Consider the following 20,605-nt stretch of genomic DNA (forward strand, 5'->3'; position numbering starts at 1 on the left):
ACATGGTGAGCGGGCCGGGACGGGCGGAACACGCCTCCCGGCCCGCTCGCGCGGGGTCCGTCCCGGCGGGGCGGGGAGGGGACGAACGCACGTGAGCACCGAACTGGTACGGGGTCAGAACCTGGCGCTGCCCGACACCCGGGTGGAGGTCGAGATCGCGGCGCAATGCCCGGTCGAGCTGGTGGTGACCCTGGTAGGGGCCGACGATCGGGTCCGCGACGACGACGATGTGATCCAGCGTGGCGGTGTCGACGCTGCCGGGGTGAGCATCCGTCAGGCCGGTGCGACCTTCGAGCTGGACAGGCTGCCCGCCGGGATCGAGCGGGCACTGGTCGGCGTCACGATCGAGGGCGGCGGCGTGGACCGGTTCGGTGTGGTCGCGGCGCCGGTGGTCACCGTGCGCGCGGCCGGCGAGGACCTGGCCGCGTTCCGGATCACCGACCTGGGCAGCGAGCGTGCGCTGCACACGGTCGAGCTGTACCGCCGGCAGGGCGCGTGGAAGGTGCGGGCCGTCGGGCAGGGCTACGAGGCCGGTTTGGAGGCGCTGCTCAAGGACGTCGGGGTGGCGAACCGGGCCCGCGTGGTGGACCGGGCGCGCACCGCGCTCGGCGGTTCCACCGCCGCGCCGTTCAGCGCCGCGAACGCCCCCACCGAGCCGCGCGAGCCGGGCACCGTGCCCCGGGTGGACCCGAACGGCGGCATGGCGTGGGCCGCGGCTCCGCCGGATGTCGAGCGCGAGGCCGCGCAGCGGGCCGCGCGCCGCGAGGTGGAGAAGCTGTACGAGCAGGTCTGGGGCGTGTTCGAGGACGCGGCCCGATCCGCCGCCGCCTACCGGTCGGCGATCGAGTACGCCGACGGTCGGCTGGACAAGGAGCTGGAAGGCGTCCTGAACGACCCGGCCGCGCGCTTTTCGCCGGCGGGGCTCGCCGCACAGGACACCGCGCGCGATCGGCACCGGGCGCTGGCCGAGCAGGCCAAGGCCGTGCTGGACCGGGACACCACGCAACTGGTGGGCGAGATCGAGCAGTTGGAGCCGAACCTGCCGCCGGTGATGGCGCGTTGGGACAGCACGTCGTGGGCCGGGTGGCAAGCTCCCGAGGACGGGGCGCCGGCGATTCGGCTCGGCGACCTGCATCTGCCGGAGCGGCCGGAGCTGCGGGTGCCGATGGTGTTGCGGCTGCCGATGGATCGCGGGCTGTGGATCGACACCGCCGCGTCGGGCCTGGAGGGTGAGCGGGGCAACGGCTCGGAGCGGGCCGACGAGCTCGCGGTGTCGCTGACCGCCCGGATGTTCGCGGCGTTCCCGGTGGGCGAGTTCAAGGTGCACGTGGTGGATCCGGCGGGCAAGGGCACGGCGGCCGCGCCGTTGCAGCCGCTCGCGGCCTCCGGACTGCTGGTGGGCCCGGTGGCCACCGACGCCGCCGACGTGTCCGCGCTGCTCGGGCGGCTGCTGGACCGGATCGAGCTGGTCCGGATGGCGGTGGCCAACGACGCGGTGGACTCGCTGCCCAGCGAGCTGGACCTGGCCCGGCAGTTGTTGCTGGTGCACGACTTCCCGTTCGGCTTCGACGATCGCAGTGCGGCGCAACTGCGGCACATCGTCGAGGAGGGGCCCCGGGTCGGGGTGCATGTGATCGTGGTGGGTTCGCGCGGTGACGCCGAGTCGTTCGGGCCGTTGCTCGATCCGCTGTGGCGGTCGTTGTTGCGGCTCACCGCGATTCCCGAGGACCACATCATGGACCCGTGGATCGGGCTGCCTTGGGTGTACACGGCGGACTTGCCCTCCGGCGGTGCGGATGCGACGCGGCAGTTGTTGTCGTGGGTGGCCGGCACGCGTTAGCGCGGAGCGCGCGGGATTTCGGCCTCCGGCCGGGGTGGCCTCGAACGCCGGTGGGCCGAGGTGGGTTTGGTCCGGCGGATGGTGGGGTCGCTCGAATGGGGCGGATCGTGGCGATGCGGTAAATGTGGCGGGGCGGGGGTCATAGACTCTCGCCCCGTCGGTCGTGTCAAGGCGGCCGGGGGAGAGGGATGTCGCCTTGTTCGCCTATGTCGATCCCGCGCGCGTGCTCGGGGTGCCCGCCGAGGTCGCTCGTACCGAGTTCGCGGTCGTCGACCTGGAGACCACGGGGTTCTCGCCCGCCCGTGGCGATCGCATCGTGGAGATCGGCGTGGTGCGGATGCGCGGCACCGGTGAGGTGTTGCGCGAGTGGACCACGCTGCTGGATCCGGGGCGCTCGGTCGGCGCGAGCCACGTACACCGCATCACCGCCGCGGACGTGGTGGGCGCGCCCCGGTTCGCACAGGTCGCCACCGAGTTGGCCGGGCTGCTCGCGGGCGCCGTGGTGGTCGCGCACAACGCGTCCTTCGAGCAGCGATTCCTGGAGGCCGAGTTCGTCGCGACCGGGATGACCCCGCCGACGCTGCCCGCGCTGTGCACGATGAAGCTCGCGAAGGCGTCCGCGCTGCCGCTGGCCGACCACAAGCTCGGGACGTGTTGCGCGCACTTCGGACTGACCTTCCCCGACGCGCACGCGGCGCTGGCCGACGCCCGGGTGACCGCCCGCCTGCTGCCGCTGCTGCTGGCCGGTCTCGGCGCCCGCAGGCTGGGTCTGCCGGTCCCGCCCGCCCGGGCCCCGGAGGGATTGCCGGCGCCCGCGCTCAAGCCGCGTCGGGGGTTCGCGCCGGTGGCCTGACGGGTACTCGGGGACTCCGAGCGCGCCGACGGGCAGGCCTTCTGACGACCTGTCACCAGGATTTGGCAAAGGATTGTTTGGTGTTTCCTTTACCTTCTGGCATCCTGGAGGCAATCGGAGGGGTACATCCCCCCTCCGGCTATGACGCGACCCCCCACGTCTGCCGGAGGCGCAGTGGACGTTTCACCCGTTGCCTGGATCCTGACCATCGTCGTGCTGCTGGCACTGGTGGCAGTCGATCTGTTCCTCAATCGCAAACCGCACGAGGTCACCCTCAAGGAAGCGTCCCTGTGGGGCATCTTCTGGGTCGGCCTCGCCGTCGTATTCGGAATCGGCCTGTGGGTCTTCTCCGGATCGGCACCCGCCGGCGAGTTCTTCGCCGGCTTCATCACCGAGAAGTCGCTGAGCGTCGACAACCTGTTCGTGTTCGTCCTGATCATGGGCAAGTTCGCGGTGCCGCCGCAGTACCAGCAGCGGGTGCTGCTGGTCGGCGTACTGCTCGCGCTGGTGTTGCGCGGCATCTTCATCGCCGCGGGCGCCGCGGTCGTCGCCGCGTTCTCGTGGGTCTTCTTCATCTTCGGCGCGTTCCTGATCTGGACCGCGTGGAAGCTGATCAAGGAGGCCCAGTCGGACGAGGAGGAGGAGTTCGAGGAGAACGCCCTCCTGCGCAAGGTAGAGAAGGTCCTGCCGACCACCGACGGCTACCGCGACATGAAGCTCGTGGTGAAGGAGAACGGCAAGCGCCTCGTCACCCCGATGCTGATCGTGATGATCGCCGTCGGCACCACGGACGTGCTGTTCGCCCTGGACTCGATCCCGGCGATCTTCGGCCTCACCAAGGAGCCGTACATCGTCTTCACCGCGAACGCGTTCGCGCTGATGGGGCTGCGCCAGCTCTACTTCCTGATCGGCGGGCTGCTCAAGAAGCTCGTCTACCTGTCGTACGGCCTGTCGGTGATCCTCGGCTTCATCGGGATCAAGCTGATCTTCGAGGCGCTGCACGGTCAGGGTGTGCACGTGCCGGAGATCGGCATCCCGCTCTCGCTCGGCGTGATCGTGGCGACGCTGACGGTGACCACGGTGTTGAGCCTGCGCAAGACGAAGAAGGACGAGCGCGAGGCGGCCGAGGCGGCGGAGCGGGCCGACAAGGACGCCGGCGTCTAGACCCCGGAAGCGGTCAATCCGGAAGCGGTACGGCCGACGGCCCCTGTGCGAGGACCACCTCGTGCGGGGGCCGTCGTGTCGTTCCGGGCCGCAGTCGCACGCCGACGCTGCCGCACAGGCAGCGGGTGTAGACGATCTCGCCCTGGGATGTGGGGTGCCGGGACAGTACGGTCATGCGCGGATCCTCGATCCGCCCGCAGGCGTCGCACCGGGAAGACATCGTTTTGCCCCCGTATCGCATAGGGTAATGAGTGTTCTGATGTAGCTCCTTACATACTTCGTAGCCTAGGTAAGGGTTCAATGGAAGTCAACGGTTACCGTAGTGACGGCGTCGGCGCTGCCGTCGCGATGGTCAACGCGTGGACGGGCGCGCATGGCTCGCCGCCGGACCTGGAATCCGCGCGGGATGTGCTGCGGGTGTTCTCGTTCCTGGTCGAGGACCTGGACCGGGACGCGCTCGAACCCCTGCTGGAGTGGGCCGGCGAGCTGCGCGCGTTCTTCGCGATCACCGACCTGGAGGCGGCCGTCGAACACGTCAACGACCTGCTGGCGCGGGTCGAGGTGCGGCCGCGACTGGTGGACCACGGTCACGGGCTGCACCTGCACCACGCGCCTTCGGGGGTGCCGTTCGTGCAGCGCATGCGGATCAACACGGCGATGGGGCTGGCCAACCTGGTGGCCGACTACGGTGTGGGCCGCTCGGGCGTGTGCGCGGCGGCCGACTGCGACCGGGTGTTCGCGGACACCTCCCGCAACGGCCGCAAGCGCTACTGCTCGGACGCGTGCGCCAACCGCGCGAACGTGGCCGCGCACCGGGCCCGGCGCAAGGCGAACGCGCCGAGCGCCGGGTCGGCCTGAGCCGGCCGGACCGGCGCCCGGCGCGCGCGGATCACCAGCGGCGCTCGCGCCACTCGGTCAGGCTCGGGCGCTCGGCGCCCAGCGTGGTGTCGTTGCCGTGGCCCGGGTAGACCCAGGTCTCGTCCGGGAGCCGGTCGAAGAGCTTGTGTTCGACGTCGTCGATCAGCCGGTCGAACGCGGCGGGGTCGCCGAAGGTGTTGCCCACCCCGCCCGGGAACAGGCAGTCGCCGGTGAACAGGTGCGGGTGGCCCTTGGGGTCGTCGTACAACAGCGCCACGCTGCCCTCGGTGTGGCCCACCAGGTGGATGGCCCGCAGTTCGATCGCGCCGAAGGCGACCGTGTCGCCGTCGTCCACGAGCACGTCGGTGGGCACCGGGATGGCCTCGGCGTCCGCGCGCCCGGCCACGGTGGTCGCGCCGGTGTGCGCGACCACCTCGGCGAGTGCCTGCCAGTGGTCCTGGTGCCGATGGGTGGTGACCACCTTCGCCAGGCCGCCGTCGCCCACCAGGGTGATCAGCGTGCTCGCGTCGTTGGCCGCGTCGATCAGCAACTGCCGATCGGTGGCGCGGCAGCGGAGCAGGTAGGCGTCGTTGTCGTAGGGCCCGACGGCCACCTTGGTGATCATCAGATTGGCCAGCTCGCGCACGGCCGGGGCGCCGCCGACCTTCACGGATCCGTGATACGTCATGTGGGCCATCCTCCCCGTCCGCGCGCCCTTCCGGCTACCGACCGGCGCCGTCGCCGACCGGATCCACCCGCTACATCCACGCGGGCAGCGGTGGCAGTCGGCCGAACGGCTCGACGATCAAGCCGTCGCCGTTGGTGCGGCCGATCAGCCACGCGAGCAGCGACTGCCGGCGGCCGGAGACCACGGCGGCCGGAGCCACGCCCTCCGGGCCGATGCGCAGCTCGCGGTGGGTGATGTCGTCGCGCAGCAGCAGCGGCGGGCAGTCCGGGCGGCCGCGGAAGGAGGCCGCGACCTCGTTCAGCTCGCGCTCGGTGTACTCGGTCGGCCAGTGCGCCGGCGTCCAGCCCGCGTCCAGGTCGACGTGGTGGATGTACAGCTCGCGCAGTCGCTTCGCGGGCAGCGTCGTGGCGGCGATCTCACCCGCGTTGCGCGCGGTGACCTTGGCACCCCACGCGGTCGGCGTCATCGCGGTGAACGCCCGGGCGAACCGGCCGGACGCTTCGTACAGGTCGGTGAGCTGCTCCTGGGCGGGCCGCCCGGCGCCCTCCTCGATGGCCCGGTCACGGGCGTCCCCGGGCGGGTACATCGGAGTCGGGATCCCGGTGCGGGCCCAGTCGAGCAGGTTGGTCAGGGCGTCCGCGTTGCGCGCGAGGTGGGTCAGCACGTGGCCCCTGGTCCAGCCGGGCAGCAACGACGGACCGGCCAGGTGCTCGGGCGTCAGCCGTTCCGCGGTCGCCAATACCTGCGCGGTCGCGTCGTTGATCTCCGCGAGCAGTGCGGCGGGGTCGAACCCGTCCGTGGTCACGCATACCTCCCCCGGATCGGCCTCGCCGCCGACCTGCGGGACGAGACGGGTCCCGGAGCGACGAAGTCTTGGGGTCTCACCTTAGTGGCGCGGACTCCCGGGCCCGTGCTTCACACGATCGAGTGAAGAGTGGCCGCAAGAAGTTTTGTTCGAATAAATGTGCGATAGCCTGGCGGCTCAAAGGGAACAAAAACCTGCCCCGGGCTGCTTACGATGGCGCGAGGCACATCATCGAGCACTGGTCCGACACTGCTCGAACTCTGCCGCGATCCGCACTGTCGACCTCGTTCCGCGCCGTCGACGCGTACCGATCCGACACCATCCAGCCGCAGCGGCATGTCGTCGAAGGGTTTCGATTCTCAAGTGGCCGACCGTCTCATCGTCCGTGGCGCGCGCGAGCACAACCTCAAGGACGTCTCCCTCGACCTTCCGCGCGACGCGCTCATCGTCTTCACCGGCCTGTCCGGGTCCGGCAAGTCCTCGCTCGCGTTCGACACGATCTTCGCGGAGGGACAGCGCCGCTACGTCGAGTCGCTGTCGTCCTACGCGCGCCAGTTCCTCGGGCAGATGGACAAGCCCGACGTGGACTTCATCGAGGGCCTGTCGCCCGCGGTCTCGATCGACCAGAAGTCGACGAACCGCAACCCGCGCTCCACGGTCGGCACGATCACCGAGGTCTACGACTACCTGCGCCTGCTCTACGCCCGGATCGGCCACCCGCACTGTCCGCAGTGCTCCCGCCCGATCGCCCGGCAGAGTCCGCAGCAGGTGGTCGACCGGGTGCTGGAGCTCGAGGAGGGCACCCGCTTCCAGGTGCTCTCGCCGATCGTGCGCGAGCGCAAGGGCGAGTTCGTCGACCTGTTCGCCGAGCTCCAGTCCAAGGGCTACAGCCGGGCCCGGGTGGACGGCGCGGTGATCCAGCTCACCGACCCGCCCAAGCTCAAGAAGCAGGAGAAGCACACCATCGAGGTGGTCATCGACCGCCTGACCGTCAAGTCCTCGGCCAAGCGCCGGCTGACCGACTCGGTGGAGACCGCGCTCTCGCTCGGCTCCGGCATGGTCATCCTGGACTTCGTCGACCTGCCCGAGGACGACGCGCACCGCGAGCGGATGTTCTCCGAGCACCTCTACTGCCCGTACGACGACCTGTCGTTCGAGGAGTTGGAGCCGCGCTCGTTCTCCTTCAACTCGCCGTTCGGCGCGTGCCCCGACTGCACCGGCATCGGCACCCGGATGGAGGTCGACCCCGAACTGGTGGTGCCCGACGGGCAGAAGTCGCTGGACGAGGGCGCGCTCGCGCCGTGGTCGAGCGGACACGCGTCGGAGTACTTCGGCCGGCTGGTCTCCGCGCTCGCGGGCGAGATGGGCTTCCGGACCGACATCGCCTGGGACGGTCTGCCGCAGCGGGCCAAGAAGGCGCTGCTCAACGGCCACAAGACGCAGATCCACGTCAAGTACAAGAACCGGTACGGCCGCGAGCGCTCGTACTACACGTCCTTCGAGGGCGCGCTGCCCTACATCGTGCGCCGGCACTCCGAGGCGGAGACCGACACCAGTCGCGAGCGCTTCGAGGGCTTCATGCGCGAGGTGCCGTGTGCCACGTGTCACGGCGCCCGGCTCAAGCCGATCGTGCTCGCGGTGACCATCGCGGACAAGTCGATCGCCGACGTCGCGTCGATGTCGATCAGCGACTGCGCCGAGTTCCTCGGCCGGATCAAGCTGGTGGCGCGGGAGAAGAAGATCGCCGAGCGGGTGCTCAAGGAGGTCAACGAGCGGCTGAGGTTCCTGGTCGACGTCGGCCTGGACTACCTCTCGCTGAGTCGGGCCGCCGGCACCCTGTCCGGCGGCGAGGCGCAGCGCATCCGGCTCGCCACCCAGATCGGCTCCGGCCTGGTCGGCGTGCTGTACGTGCTCGACGAGCCGTCCATCGGCCTGCACCAGCGGGACAACCACCGGTTGATCGAGACCCTGGTGCGGCTGCGCGACATGGGCAACACGCTGATCGTGGTCGAGCACGACGAGGACACCATCCGGATCGCCGACTGGGTCGTGGACATCGGCCCCGGCGCGGGCGAGCACGGTGGTGAGGTGGTGCACTCGGGCAGCTACAAGGAACTGCTCAAGAACAAGCGCTCGGCCACCGGCGACTACCTCTCCGGCCGCAAGTCCATCCCCACCCCGACCGAGCGCCGGGTGCCCGACACCAAGCGCCGACTGGTGGTGCACGGCGCCCGGGAGAACAACCTCCGGGACGTCAGCGTGGCGTTCCCGCTCGGCGTGTTCACCGCGATCACCGGCGTGTCCGGCTCGGGCAAGTCGACCCTGGTCAACGACATCCTGTACACCCACCTGGCCCGCGAGCTCAACGGCGCGCGGCTGGTGCCGGGCCGGCACACCCGGATCACCGGGACCGACCTGGTGGACAAGGTCGTGCACGTGGACCAGGGCCCGATCGGGCGCACCCCGCGCTCGAACCCGGCCACCTACACCGGTGTGTTCGACCATGTGCGCAAGCTGTTCGCGGAGACCACCGAGGCCAAGGTGCGCGGCTACCTGCCGGGCCGGTTCTCGTTCAACGTCAAGGGCGGTCGCTGCGAGAACTGCTCGGGCGACGGCACCATCAAGATCGAGATGAACTTCCTGCCGGACGTCTACGTGCCGTGCGAGGTCTGCCACGGCGCGCGCTACAACCGCGAGACGCTCGAGGTGCACTTCAAGGGCAAGAACATCTCCGAGGTGCTCGACATGCCGATCGAGGAGGGCCTGGCCTTCTTCGAGGCGGTCCCCGCGATCGCCCGGCACCTGCGCACGCTCAACGACGTCGGCCTGGGCTACGTGCGGCTCGGCCAGCCCGCGACCACGCTCTCCGGTGGCGAGGCGCAGCGGGTCAAGCTCGCCTCCGAGCTCCAGCGCCGCTCCACCGGCAAGACGGTCTACGTGCTCGACGAGCCGACCACGGGTCTGCACTTCGAGGACATCCGCCGGCTGCTGGGCGTGCTGACCAGCCTGGTCGACAAGGGCAACACGGTGATCGTGATCGAGCACAACCTCGACGTGATCAAGACCGCCGACTGGGTGGTCGACCTGGGGCCCGAGGGCGGCAGCGGCGGCGGCCTGATCGTCGCCGAGGGCACGCCCGAGGAGGTCGCCGAGGTGGCCGGCAGCCACACCGGCAAGTTCCTCCAGGACGTGCTGTACGACCGACGGTGACGTGATCGGCATCCGGGCCGGGTGCGAGGATTGACCGGCCTCACGGTGGCGTGGCCCGGCCGGGCCACGCCACCGGCGTCACCGTTCACAAGGAGATCCCGCATGACCGCGCAGCAGCAGCCCCGGCCCGAGACCGCGACCGACCCCCGGGGCGATCACGGACCGGACCGGCGCGCGGTGCTGCGGGGGGCCGCGGTGGTCGGCGCGGTCGGCGCCGCCGGGCTCGGCCTGAGCGCGTGCACCGCGGACAACCAGGCCGCGTCGCCGCACGAGAAGAAGCTGCTGGACGGGCCGGTCACGGTGGGTCGGTCCGAGGACGTGGCGGTCGGCAAGGGCAAGGTGTACACCGACACCTCGATCGTGGTCACCCAGCCCGCCAAGGACGATTACAAGGCGTTCGACGCCCGTTGTCCGCACCAGGGGTGTCTGGTCACCAAGGTCGACCAGGGTGTCATCCAGTGCCAGTGCCACGGCAGCCAGTTCTCGATGAACGACGGCTCCGTCGTTCGCCGGCCCGCCAGGCGCGGTCTGACGCCGCTGCCGGTCGCGGTGGCGAACGGTGAGATCGTCGTGGGTTGACCGCGAAAATCTGTTGGAGCCAGCACATAGGGTGGAGAAATGGACCCGTCGTCGTACCGGCCCGCTCCCGGCCAGATCCCGACGTCGCCCGGTGTGTACCGGTTCAGCGACGAGCACGGGCGCGTGGTCTACGTCGGCAAGGCGAAGAATCTGCGGGCCCGGCTCTCGTCCTATTTCCAGGACCTGGCCAACCTGCACCCGCGTACCCAGAGCATGGTCACCACCGCCGCGGCGGTGGACTGGACCGTGGTCGGCACCGAGGTCGAGGCACTCCAGTTGGAGTACTCCTGGATCAAGGAGTTCGACCCGCGGTTCAACGTCAAGTACCGCGACGACAAGAGCTACCCCTCGCTCGCGGTGACCCTGAACGAGGAGTTCCCCCGCGCGCAGGTGATGCGCGGTCCGCATCGCAAGGGCGTGCGCTACTTCGGCCCGTACGGGCACGCGTGGGCCATCCGCGAGACGCTCGACCTGCTGCTGCGGGTCTTCCCGGTGCGTACCTGCTCGGCCGGCGTCTTCAAGAACGCCCACCGCACCGGCCGGCCGTGTCTGCTCGGCTACATCGGCAAGTGCGCGGCGCCGTGCACCGGCAAGATCTCCGCGCAGGACCACCGCGCGCTCGCCGAGGACTTCTGCGAGTTCATGGCCGGCCGCACCGGCCCCTACATCAAGCGCGTCGAGCGGGAGATGAAGCGGGCCGCGCAGGCGATGGAGTACGAGAAGGCGGCCCGGCTGCGGGACGACATAACGGCGCTGACCCGGGCGCTGGAGAAGAACGCGATCGTCTTCGGCGACGGCACCGACGCGGATGTGATCGCGCTGGCCGAGGACGAACTCGAGGTCGCCGTCCAGATCTTCCACGTGCGCGGCGGCCGGGTTCGCGGTCAGCGCGGCTGGGTCACCGAGCGGGTCGAGGACGTGGACACCGCCGACCTGGTCGAACACTTCCTCCAGCAGCTCTACGGCGAGCAGCGCGGCGAGGCGGTGCCGCGCGAGGTGCTGGTGCCCGCGCTGCCCGCGGACACCGCGGCGCTGACCCAGTGGTTGTGCGAGCTGCGCGGCGCCAAGGTGGAACTGCGGGTGCCGCAGCGCGGGGACAAGAAGTCGCTCCAGGAGACCGTGCAGCGCAACGCCGCGCAGGCGCTGAACCTGCACAAGCTGCGCCGGGCCGGCGACCTGACCGCGCGCTCGCTCGCGCTGCAACAACTGGCCGAGGCGCTGGAGATGGACACCGCGCCGCTGCGTATCGAGTGCTTCGACATCTCGCACCTGCAGGGCACCGAGGTGGTCGCCTCGATGGTGGTCTTCGAGGACGGTCTGCCGCGCAAGAGCGAGTACCGGCGCTTCGCGATCAAGACGTTCGAGGGGCAGGACGACCCGAGGGCGATGCACGAGGTGCTCACCCGGCGATTCCGGCGGTACCGGTCCGACCTGGCGCGCGACGCGGCCACGGACGCGGCCGCGGGCGACGGCGGCGTGGACGACGCGGAGAACGCCGGTCCGATCGATCCCGAGACCGGCAAGCCCAAGCGGTTCGCCTACCCGCCCCAGTTGATCGTGGTCGACGGCGGTCAGCCCCAGGTCGCCGCCGCCGTGCGGGCCCTGGAGGAGGCCGGCGTGGTCGACGTCACCGTGTGCGGGCTGGCCAAGCGGCTCGAAGAGGTCTGGGTGCCCGGCGAGGACGACCCGGTCGTGCTCCCGCGCAGCAGCGGTGAGGCGTTGCTGATGCTCCAGCGCATCCGCGACGAGGCGCACCGCTTCGCGATCACCTATCACCGCTCCAAGCGGTCCAAGGCGATGACGGCGAGCGCGCTCGACGACATCCCGGGGCTGGGCGAGACCCGTCGCAAGGCGGTGCTCGCGCACTTCGGCTCGCTCAAGCGGCTGCGCACGGCGACCATCGAGCAGATCACCGAGGTGCCCGGGATCGGCCGCGCCACCGCGGCGGCGATCGTGGCCTCGCTCGCCGCGCGGGCGCCCGCGGCGCCGGCGGTGAACACCGCGACGGGCGAGATCATTGAAGACGACGCCGTTGTTGCGGTGGATGAGGTTGTCGAAGCCGATGAGGCGGTCCCGGTTGTACCCCCGAGGCAGGAAACAGCAGGAGGAAGCGTTGAACTCGCCCAGCCGTAGGTGCGGCACGCACCGGGGGGACGCATGAGTACCGAGATCACGAACGCGGAGGTCGAGGGCACTCCGGAGCTGGTGATCATCTCCGGCATGTCGGGTGCCGGTCGCAGCACCGCCGCCAAGGGCATGGAGGACCTCGGCTGGTTCGTGGTCGACAACCTGCCGCCGTCGCTGATCCCCGCGATGGTCGACCTCGGGGCCCGCACCCAAGGGGCGGTCGCGCGGATAGCGGTCGTCGTGGACGTGCGCGGTCGTACCTTCTTCGACGACCTGCGCTCGGCGCTGAGCGAGCTGGACGCGGCCGGCGTGGTGCGGCGGATCGTCTTCCTGGAGGCCTCCGACGACGTCCTGGTGCGTCGTTTCGAGGGTGTGCGCCGGCCGCACCCGCTCCAGGGCGACGGGCGGATCCCGGACGGCATCACCCGCGAGCGCGAACTGCTGCGCGAGCTGCGCGGCGAGGCCGACCTGGTGATCGACACGTCCGACATCAACGTGCACCAGTTGCGCGCGCGGATGGACGACCGGTTCGCCGGGTCCGGCGAGCCGCAGTTGCGGGCCACCGTGATGTCCTTCGGCTTCAAGTACGGCCTGCCGGTGGACGCCGACCTGGTGGTCGACTGCCGCTTCCTGCCCAACCCGCACTGGATTCCGGAGCTTCGCCCGCACACCGGCATGGACGAGGCGGTCAGCCGGTACGTGTTCGACCAGCCCGGCGCCAAGGAGTTCCTGGACCGCTACGCCGAGCTGCTGCACATCGTCACCGAGGGCTACCGCCGCGAGGGCAAGCGCTATGTGACGCTCGCGGTGGGCTGCACCGGTGGCAAGCACCGCAGCGTGGCGATGGCGGAGCGGCTGGCCCGCCGGCTCACCGAGGACGGTCTGGACACCGTGCTCGTGCACCGCGACATGGGCAGGGAATGAGCGGCCCCAAGGTGGTCGCCTTGGGCGGCGGACACGGGCTCTCGGCCTCGCTGGCGGCACTGCGCCGGCTCACCGACGACCTGACGGCGATCGTCACGGTCGCCGACGACGGCGGCTCCAGCGGGCGGCTGCGCAAGGACCTGGGCGTGTTGCCGCCCGGCGATCTGCGGATGGCGCTGGCCGCGCTGTGCGGTGACGACGAGTGGGGGGTGACCTGGAGCCGGGTCATCCAGCACCGGTTCCGCCGCGAGGGCGAGCTGAACGGACACGCGGTCGGCAATCTGCTCCTGGTCGGCCTGTGGGAACTGATGGACGACCCGATCGCGGCGCTGGACTGGATGGGGCGGCTGCTCGGCGCGCACGGGCGGGTGCTGCCGATGTCGGCGGTCCCGCTGGACATCGAGGCGGACGTGGCCGGGCACGACCCGGTCCGGCCGGACGAGGTGTCGGTGGTGCGCGGGCAGGCGCAGGTCGCGGTGACCCCGGGCGACGTGCGCGGGATCCGGCTGCTGCCGGGCGATCCGCCCGCCGTGCCGGAGGCGGTCGCGGCGGTTCGTGACGCCGATTGGGTGGTTGTCGGGCCCGGTTCCTGGTTCACCTCGGTATTGCCCCACCTGCTCGTTCCCGAGTTGGCGGCGGCCCTGGTGGAGACCAAGGCCAGGCGGCTGCTGGCGCTGAATCTGGCCCCGCAGCCGGGTGAGACGGCGGGCTTCTCGCCGCAGCAGCACCTGGAGGTGCTGGCCGCGCACGCGCCCGGACTGACCTTTGACATCGTCCTCGGCGACCGCGACCGTGTGGAGGACGTACCGGGCCTGGAACGGGCCACGGCGGCGCTCGGTGGACACGTCCACCTGGCCGCCGTTTCGGCGGTCGACGGCTCCCCGCGACACGACCCCGAACGGTTGGCCGCAGCCTACGGCCGGATCTTCGTCGATCGTGAAAGGATCGCTCCATGGCGATGACGGCAGCAGTGAAGGACGAGCTCAGCCGCCTCCCGGTCACCCGGTCGTGCTGTCGCAAGGCGGAGGTCTCCGCGCTCTTGCGCTTCGCGGGCGGACTGCACATCGTGGGCGGGCGGATCGTCATCGAGGCGGAGTTGGACACGGCGATGGCCGCGCGCCGCCTGCGCAAGGACATCCTGGAGGTCTACGGGCACAGCTCGGACCTGGTGGTGGTGGCCCCGGGCGGGCTGCGGCGCGGCAGCCGCTACGTGGTCCGGGTCGCCGTCGGCGGCGACCAGCTCGCCCGGCAGACCGGTTTGCTGGACGCGCGCGGGCGCCCGGTGCGGGGTCTCCCGCCCCAGGTCGTCTCCGGCGCGACCTGTGACGCGGAGGCGGCTTGGCGCGGCGCGTTCCTGGCCCACGGCTCGTTGACCGAACCCGGCCGCTCCTCGGCCCTGGAGGTGACCTGCCCCGGTTCGGAGGCGGCCCTCGCGCTGGTCGGCGCGGCCCGTCGGCTGGGCCTGGCGGCCAAGTCGCGCGAGGTGCGCGGTGTGGACCGCGTGGTGGTTCGCGACGGTGACGCGATCGGCGCGCTGCTCACCCGGCTCGGCGCGCACGAGAGCGTGCTGGCCTGGGAGGAGCGGCGGATGCGCCGCGAGGTGCGGGCCACCGCGAACCGGCTGGCCAACTTCGACGACGCGAACCTGCGCCGCTCGGCCCGCGCGGCCGTGGCGGCGGGCGCGCGCGTACAGCGGGCCCTGGAGATCCTCGGCGAGGAGGTTCCGGAGCACCTGGCCGCGGCCGGCAAGCTGCGGCTGGACCACAAGCAGGCGTCCCTGGAGGAGCTGGGCGGGCTGGCCGAGCCGCCGCTGACCAAGGACGCGGTCGCGGGTCGCATCCGTCGGCTGCTCGCGATGGCCGACAAGCGCGCGGGCGAGTTGGGCATGCCCGGCACCGACGCCGGCCTGTCGGTGGACATACTCGTGTCCTGATCCGGCCCCGACCGGCCCGGATCCGGGCCGGGCGCACCCGAAAACCACTCGAAGGCGTCGAACCGCGAGACATAGGGTCTCCGGGTCGGCGCCTTCGTCCGTAGTCGGAGGGAGGCCGCACACGCGAGGAAGGAACCACCGCAGTGGACATCCGCACGATCGGCGAGGACGAGATCATCCCCTGGACCGACGCCGTCGGCATCGGTTTTCTCCGGGTTCCCGACGATGCCAAGGAGACTCGGGAGAAGCGGATCGAGCACTGGCGCGAGCGGGCCGACTTCGCCCGTACGCGCGGTGCCTTCGACGGCGGACGCTGTGTGGGTACCTTCCGTAGCTTCGCCACCGGTCTGACGGTGCCCGGCGGCGCGATCGTGCCGGTCTCGGCGATCACCAACGTCACCGTCTCGCCGACCCACCGCCGCCGGGGCCTGCTCACCGAGATGATGGGCCTGGACCTGGCGGACTCCGCCGCGCGCGGCGAGGCGCTGGCCATCCTGATCGCCGCCGAGTACCGGATCTACGGCCGGTTCGGCTTCGGGGCGGCCACCGAGTACCAGAAGCTGACCCTGGACGCGGTGCGCACCGACTTCGTGCCGGACGCGCCGGTGGAGCCCGGTGCCCGGATCGAGTTGGTCTCCGCCGAGGAGGTGGCCGAGCTGGGGCCGCCGCTGCACGAGGAGTTCCGTCCCCTGCGTCCCGGCGCGATCGGCCGTACCCCGTTGTGGTGGAAGATGTACACCGGTCTGGTCTCGTTGCCGATGAACCCGGTGCCGCCGCGCTTCCACGCGGTGTACCGCGATCCGTCCGGCAAGGTCGCCGGACTGGTGAGCTACCGCACCGACGACCACTGGGACGAGTTCGTACCCAAGGTCACGCTGACCGTGGACTCGCTGCTCGCGCTCACCCCGGCGGCCGAGATCGCGCTGTGGCGGTTCTGTGCGAGCGTCGACTACGTCGAGCGCGTCGAGGGCCCCGACCGCAGCCCCGACGAGTTGTTGCCGATGCTGGTGCGGGACCCGCGGGCGATCACCACGCAGTCGCGCCGCGACTTCGTGTGGGCGCGGATCCTGGATGTGCCCGCCGCGTTCTCGGCCCGCACGTACGGCGCCCGCGACCGGCTCGTGGTCGAGGTGCGCGACGACATGGGCTACGCCGCGGGGCGGTTCGCTATCGACGGCGCGGCCGAGGACGCGCGGTGTGTGCCCACCGGCGACCCGGCCGATCTGGTCCTGGACGCCTCGACGCTGGGCGCGCTGTACCTGGGCTCGGGATCGCCGGTGCGGCTCGCCGTCGCCGACCGCATATCCGAGCGCACGCCCGGTGCGGCAGAGCGTGCCGAGGCCCTGTTGCGGACGCCGCGCGAGCCGTGGTGCCCCGACTGGTTCTGACCACAATGCGGAATCTTTGCGCGTAGCCTTGACCGAATATGACCGTCCGTCAGGTCTCGTGTACCACACGGTAGTTGCCGTAGCATGCGCAACACCCGGGCGCAGGAGTCACGTTCCGTCCCTTAGGTCGTGATTTCGCGCCGTCCCTATGCACGCCGACCACACGACTGGGGGGTCGATGAGGCGTCATCGTTCCAGGGGCACCACCACACGAGTCCGGATCGGAACGACGGGAATCGCGGCGCTCTCACTGGCGCTCGGTCTGTTGACCGCAGCGCCGGTGAGCACCGCGGCACCCGCCGACAATCCGGTCTCCTATCCCGAAGTGACCAGTGCGCCGCCGGAAGCGAAACTTCCTCCGGCGGGCGACAGCGGTCCGCAGTCCTATTCCGTCACGGCCGACGCCGCGCAGTTGAAGCAGATCTTCGACCTCGGCGTGGACCGACACGAGACCCAGGTGACCAAGGCGGCCGACGGCAAGGCCAAGCTGGACGTGGTCCTGGGGGATGCCCAGGCCGCCAAGCTGCGTGCCGCCGGCATTGCCCTGGAGACGAAGTCCCAGGCGCAGAACCGGCAGGCCGCGCCCGCCGCCGCGGGCGTCTTCCGCAAGTACAGCGGCCCCGGCGGCCTCGGCGCGGAGTTGGTCCAGATCGCCAAGGACCACCCCGACATCGCCAAGACCGTCAGCATCGGCAAGACCGTGCTCGGCCAGGACATCCTCGCGGTCAAGGTGACCAAGAACGTCCGGACCAGCACGGACGGATCCAAGCCCGGCGTGCTGTACATGTCCAACCAGCACGCGCGCGAGTGGATCACGCCGGAGATGACCCGCCGGCTCCTGCACCACTACGTGGACGGCTACGGCACGGACGCCGAGGCCACCAAGCTGGTCTCGGAGAACGAACTGTGGTTCGTGCTCTCGGCCAACCCCGACGGCTACGACTGGACCTTCCAGACCGGCCAGCGGCTGTGGCGCAAGAACCTGCGCGACAACAACGGCGACGGTGTGATCACCGCCGGCGACGGCGTCGACCTCAACCGCAACTTCGAGTACAAGTGGGGTTACGACAACGAGGGTTCCTCGCCCGACCCGCTGAACGAGACCTACCGGGGCACCGCTCCGGCCTCCGAGCCGGAGACCCGGGCCATCCAGAACTTCGCCAAGCGCATCAAGGCGGAGTTCGTGGTCAACTACCACTCCGCCGCGCAGTTGATCCTGTACGGCGTGGGCTCGCAGGTGGCCACGCCCAGCCCCGACGACGAGATCATGGTCGCGCTCGCCGGCGACGACGAGCACCCGGCGGTCCCGGACTTCGACCCGGACCTGTCGGCCGAGTTGTACACCACCAACGGCGACACCGACGGGCAGATGAACGAGGCGTACAAGACGCTGTCGTTCACCCCGGAGATGTCCACGTGCGCCACGGCCGCCGGCTACCTGCCGGACGACCCGTACACGGTGGACAACTGCGGCAGCATCTTCAGCTTCCCCAACGACGAGACGCTGGTCGGGATGGAGTACGCCAAGAACCAGGCGTTCGCGCTCTCGATCGCCAAGTCGGCCAAGGACCCGGACGACCCCATCTCCTCGATCGGGCGCAAGGCCCCCGACCTGGTGGCCGACCGGTTCGCGCACTCCTACGCCGAGGACCACGACGACCAGACCGTCGCGGTGATCGCCAAGCGTGCGCTGACCAACCGCAAGCTCAACTACCGCGTCAACGGCGGCCCGACCAAGACCGCGGGCGTCAAGGAGTGGAAGGGCGGCGAGCGGTACGGCGAGCAGGGCTCGGACTACTACGCCGAGTACCGCGGCGACATCAAGAACGTGCGTACCGGTGACCGGATCGAGGTGTGGTTCACCGGCGACAAGGCCGGCACCGGCAAGGTGGAGAGCGATCGCTTCACCTTCACGGTGGAGAGCGGCATCGCCGAGAAGACCGAGACGCTGGTCCTGGCCAACGAGGACTACAAGGGCGTCAACCCGACCTACCCCCCGAACACGGTCGGCCCCAAGTACGCCCAGCAGTACGTGGACGCGCTGGCGGCCAACGGCATCAAGGCGGCCGTGTACGACGTCGACAAGCTCGGCGCACCGCATCACCTCGGCGTGCTCTCGCACTTCAAGGGGGTGTTCTGGTACCTCGGCGACAACCGACTGACCCAGGACGCGGCCCGGGAGAACACCGACTTCTTCGGTGAGCCGGTCCAGGACGCCCAGGTCACGCCGGTGGTCCAGGACGTGACCGTCAACGTGCGCGACTTCCTCAACGAGGGCGGCAAGCTGGCCTTCCTCGGCGAGACCGCGGCCTACTACGGTCCCCTGCGCAGCGCGGCGGGCGGCGGCATCTACTACGGCCTGAACGGGCACCCGGACCAGCCCTGCAAGGTCACCGCCGACGCGGCCGGCGACTGCCTGATCGTCTCGGACGACTTCAGCCAGTACTGGCTGGGCGCGTACGACCGGTCGGCGACCAACGGCGCCACCGGCGTGGTCGGTTCGGCCCCGCCGCTGCAGGGCGTCGACAAGCCGCTGCCGGGCACGGCGAGCAACCCGCTGAACGAGGCGGGCGGCTTCCTGCCCACCAGCGCGATCCTGACGCCGGAGCAGTTCCCGATGTTCGACAGCCGTTCGGTGGCGACCTACTCGGGCAACACGTCCGGGCCGTACTCGCCGGCCGAGGGCTCGTGGTACATCAACGGCCTGCACTCGGACAACGCGTACAAGCGACTGACCCGCACGATCGACCTCACCGGGGTGACGGCGGCGGACGCGGCGAAGCTGACCGCGCAGTTCTCGTACGACACCGAGCGCGAGTGGGACCACGCGATCGTGGAGGCGCACACGGTCGGCGCCGACGACTGGACGACGCTGCCCGACCTCAACGGCGCGACCAGCACCAGGCCGCCCACCTCCTGTGAGGGTGGCGACTTCGTCCGGACCCACACGCAGTTGCGGCACTACCTGACGGTGACCACCCCGAAGTGCCTGAGCACCGGCACCACCGGCGCGTGGAACTCCTTCACCGGCAACTCGGGTGGTTGGAAGCCGGTCGCGTTCGACCTGTCCGCGTACGCGGGCAAGAAGATCGAGGTCTCGATCTCGTACGTGAGCGACTCGAACACCGGTGGCACCGGCCTGTTCGTGGACGACACCAAGGTCACCACCAGCGCCGGCGTCCTGGACGCCGAGGGCTTCGAGACCGGTCTGGGCCCGTGGGCCCTGGCCGGCCCGCCGCCCGGTGACCTCGCGCTCGTCGGCTTCAGCCGCAGCCAGGCCGCGTTCGGTTCGTCGGTGATCGCCACCGACGACACCATGCTCTTCGGCTTCGGCCTGGAGCAGTTGGCCTCGGCCGAGGACCGCAAGGTGGTCGTCGACCGGATCCTGCGGGAGCTGTACAAGTAGTCGCCGATGATCACGATGTGTTGATCGGCGAAAAGCGGTAGCGAAACGACGGCCCCCGGCGGAGACTCCTCCGTCGGGGGCCATTAACGTCTCTGCGCACACGCGAGTTCCCGCGTGTGCGAATTTTTATTCGGGGGGAATCACCTTGAGCAACAACGCGCCCGGTCCCTGGGGACCGCCGCAGGGGCAGCCCGGCCCGGGGCAGTGGCAGCAGCAACAGCCGGGTCCGCCCGGGCCGTTCGGGCCGGGTCCGTACGGCGGCCCGCCGCCGCAGCAGCCGCCGCGCCGGCAGGGCAACGCCGGACTGGCCGTCGTGGCCGGGGTGGTGGCGATGCTGGTCGCCGCCGGCGTGTACGGCCTGATCCTGAAGGCGTTGGACACCCAGAGCACCTGGTTCGGCGTGGGCGTCGCTGCGCTGATCGCGCTCGCGATGGGACGGATCGGCGGTGCCAACCCGGTGTTGCCGGTGGTCGCGACGCTGCTCGCGCTGGTCGGTGTCGCGCTGGGGCAGCTCACCGCGGTCGCCCTGTTCGCCGCCGACACGCTGGGCATGCCGGTGCTCGACGTGGTCACCGATTTCGGCAGCGAGCTCTTCCGGGGGTGGCGGGAGGCGCTGGGGTTCCGCGACTACCTCGCCTTCATCGTCGCCGGGTTCGCGGCCTTCGGTATCACCAAGACCGTCGGCGAGAAGTGACCGCGATATCGAGCGCCGTTGATCCGCTTTTGTGATGGTCCGTACGGCTCCGGGTGTCTTGCGCAGCAAGCCTGCGTGGAGGTGCCCGGGGCGTCACGGTAGGGTCGGACATGGCCGGGGATATCGCAGATTCCAC

The 20,605-nt window shown here is 70.5% G+C and carries 16 protein-coding genes; 13 read left to right on the forward strand and 3 right to left on the reverse strand.

The genetic code is table 11. The features are described 5' to 3' along the window. Window positions 1–91 precede the first annotated feature (91 nt). The 3 genes from ACWCPW_RS31865 to ACWCPW_RS31875 all read left to right on the forward strand — a co-directional run bounded on the left by ACWCPW_RS31865 (window position 92) and on the right by ACWCPW_RS31875 (window position 3,857). Window positions 92–1,840 (forward strand): TerD family protein, encoded by a 1,749-nt coding sequence (locus tag ACWCPW_RS31865; RefSeq protein WP_449765025.1) that lies wholly within the window; start codon window positions 92–94, stop codon window positions 1,838–1,840. Window positions 1,841–2,036: 196 nt separating this feature from the next. Next, window positions 2,037–2,693 carry a 3'-5' exonuclease gene (locus ACWCPW_RS31870; protein ID WP_449765026.1) on the forward strand — a complete coding sequence of 219 codons (657 nt, stop codon included), beginning with the start codon at window positions 2,037–2,039 and terminating at the stop codon, window positions 2,691–2,693. A gap of 174 nt (window positions 2,694–2,867) precedes the next feature. Continuing rightward, a complete protein-coding gene (locus ACWCPW_RS31875; protein WP_449765027.1) occupies window positions 2,868–3,857 on the forward strand; it encodes a TerC family protein in 990 nt (329 codons plus the stop codon). A 13-nt stretch (window positions 3,858–3,870) separates the two neighbouring features. Here the strand turns inward: ACWCPW_RS31875 and ACWCPW_RS31880 are convergent, their stop codons facing one another. Then, window positions 3,871–4,032, reverse strand: coding sequence for a hypothetical protein (locus ACWCPW_RS31880; RefSeq protein ID WP_449765028.1), 162 nt, complete (start codon window positions 4,030–4,032; stop codon window positions 3,871–3,873). A gap of 125 nt (window positions 4,033–4,157) precedes the next feature. Here ACWCPW_RS31880 and ACWCPW_RS31885 point away from each other — a divergent pair, with 125 nt between their 5' ends. Then, a complete protein-coding gene (locus tag ACWCPW_RS31885; RefSeq protein WP_449765029.1) occupies window positions 4,158–4,715 on the forward strand; it encodes a CGNR zinc finger domain-containing protein in 558 nt (185 codons plus the stop codon). A gap of 31 nt (window positions 4,716–4,746) precedes the next feature. Here ACWCPW_RS31885 and ACWCPW_RS31890 read toward each other — a convergent pair whose 3' ends face one another. Both ACWCPW_RS31890 and ACWCPW_RS31895 read right to left on the reverse strand, forming a co-directional pair. Then, window positions 4,747–5,403 carry an MBL fold metallo-hydrolase gene (locus tag ACWCPW_RS31890; RefSeq protein ID WP_449765030.1) on the reverse strand — a complete coding sequence of 219 codons (657 nt, stop codon included), beginning with the start codon at window positions 5,401–5,403 and terminating at the stop codon, window positions 4,747–4,749. 70 nt (window positions 5,404–5,473) lie between these two features. Then, the gene (locus ACWCPW_RS31895; RefSeq protein ID WP_449765031.1) at window positions 5,474–6,208 is read right to left on the reverse strand and encodes a maleylpyruvate isomerase family mycothiol-dependent enzyme; all 735 of its coding nucleotides are present in this window, start codon (window positions 6,206–6,208) and stop codon (window positions 5,474–5,476) included. 363 nt (window positions 6,209–6,571) lie between these two features. Between ACWCPW_RS31895 and uvrA the strand changes: the two genes are divergently transcribed. The 9 genes from uvrA to ACWCPW_RS31940 all read left to right on the forward strand — a co-directional run bounded on the left by uvrA (window position 6,572) and on the right by ACWCPW_RS31940 (window position 20,469). Beyond that, window positions 6,572–9,418: an excinuclease ABC subunit UvrA gene (gene uvrA, locus ACWCPW_RS31900; protein ID WP_449765032.1), complete on the forward strand. Its 2,847-nt coding sequence runs from the start codon at window positions 6,572–6,574 to the stop codon at window positions 9,416–9,418. 102 nt (window positions 9,419–9,520) lie between these two features. After that, the gene (locus ACWCPW_RS31905) at window positions 9,521–9,997 is read left to right on the forward strand and encodes a Rieske (2Fe-2S) protein (RefSeq protein WP_449765033.1); all 477 of its coding nucleotides are present in this window, start codon (window positions 9,521–9,523) and stop codon (window positions 9,995–9,997) included. A 39-nt stretch (window positions 9,998–10,036) separates the two neighbouring features. Continuing rightward, window positions 10,037–12,130 carry an excinuclease ABC subunit UvrC gene (uvrC, locus tag ACWCPW_RS31910; protein WP_449765034.1) on the forward strand — a complete coding sequence of 698 codons (2,094 nt, stop codon included), beginning with the start codon at window positions 10,037–10,039 and terminating at the stop codon, window positions 12,128–12,130. A gap of 24 nt (window positions 12,131–12,154) precedes the next feature. After that, complete coding sequence (gene rapZ / locus ACWCPW_RS31915) at window positions 12,155–13,048, forward strand: RNase adapter RapZ (protein ID WP_449765035.1); 894 nt, start codon at window positions 12,155–12,157, stop codon at window positions 13,046–13,048. After that, a complete protein-coding gene (locus ACWCPW_RS31920) occupies window positions 13,045–14,010 on the forward strand; it encodes a gluconeogenesis factor YvcK family protein (protein ID WP_449765036.1) in 966 nt (321 codons plus the stop codon). Before rapZ ends, ACWCPW_RS31920 begins: the two co-directional genes overlap by 4 nt. Further along, the gene (gene whiA / locus ACWCPW_RS31925) at window positions 14,001–14,981 is read left to right on the forward strand and encodes a DNA-binding protein WhiA (protein WP_020553580.1); all 981 of its coding nucleotides are present in this window, start codon (window positions 14,001–14,003) and stop codon (window positions 14,979–14,981) included. Before ACWCPW_RS31920 ends, whiA begins: the two co-directional genes overlap by 10 nt. 143 nt (window positions 14,982–15,124) lie before the next feature. Continuing rightward, entirely contained in the window at window positions 15,125–16,369 is a 1,245-nt protein-coding gene (locus tag ACWCPW_RS31930; RefSeq protein ID WP_449765037.1) for a GNAT family N-acetyltransferase, read from the forward strand. Between the two features lie 280 nt (window positions 16,370–16,649). After that, a complete protein-coding gene (locus tag ACWCPW_RS31935) occupies window positions 16,650–19,775 on the forward strand; it encodes a M14 family zinc carboxypeptidase (RefSeq protein ID WP_449765038.1) in 3,126 nt (1,041 codons plus the stop codon). A gap of 145 nt (window positions 19,776–19,920) precedes the next feature. Then, complete coding sequence (locus ACWCPW_RS31940) at window positions 19,921–20,469, forward strand: hypothetical protein (RefSeq protein ID WP_449765039.1); 549 nt, start codon at window positions 19,921–19,923, stop codon at window positions 20,467–20,469. Window positions 20,470–20,605: the final 136 nt, after the last annotated feature.

Source organism: Embleya sp. NPDC001921 (assembly GCF_053594475.1).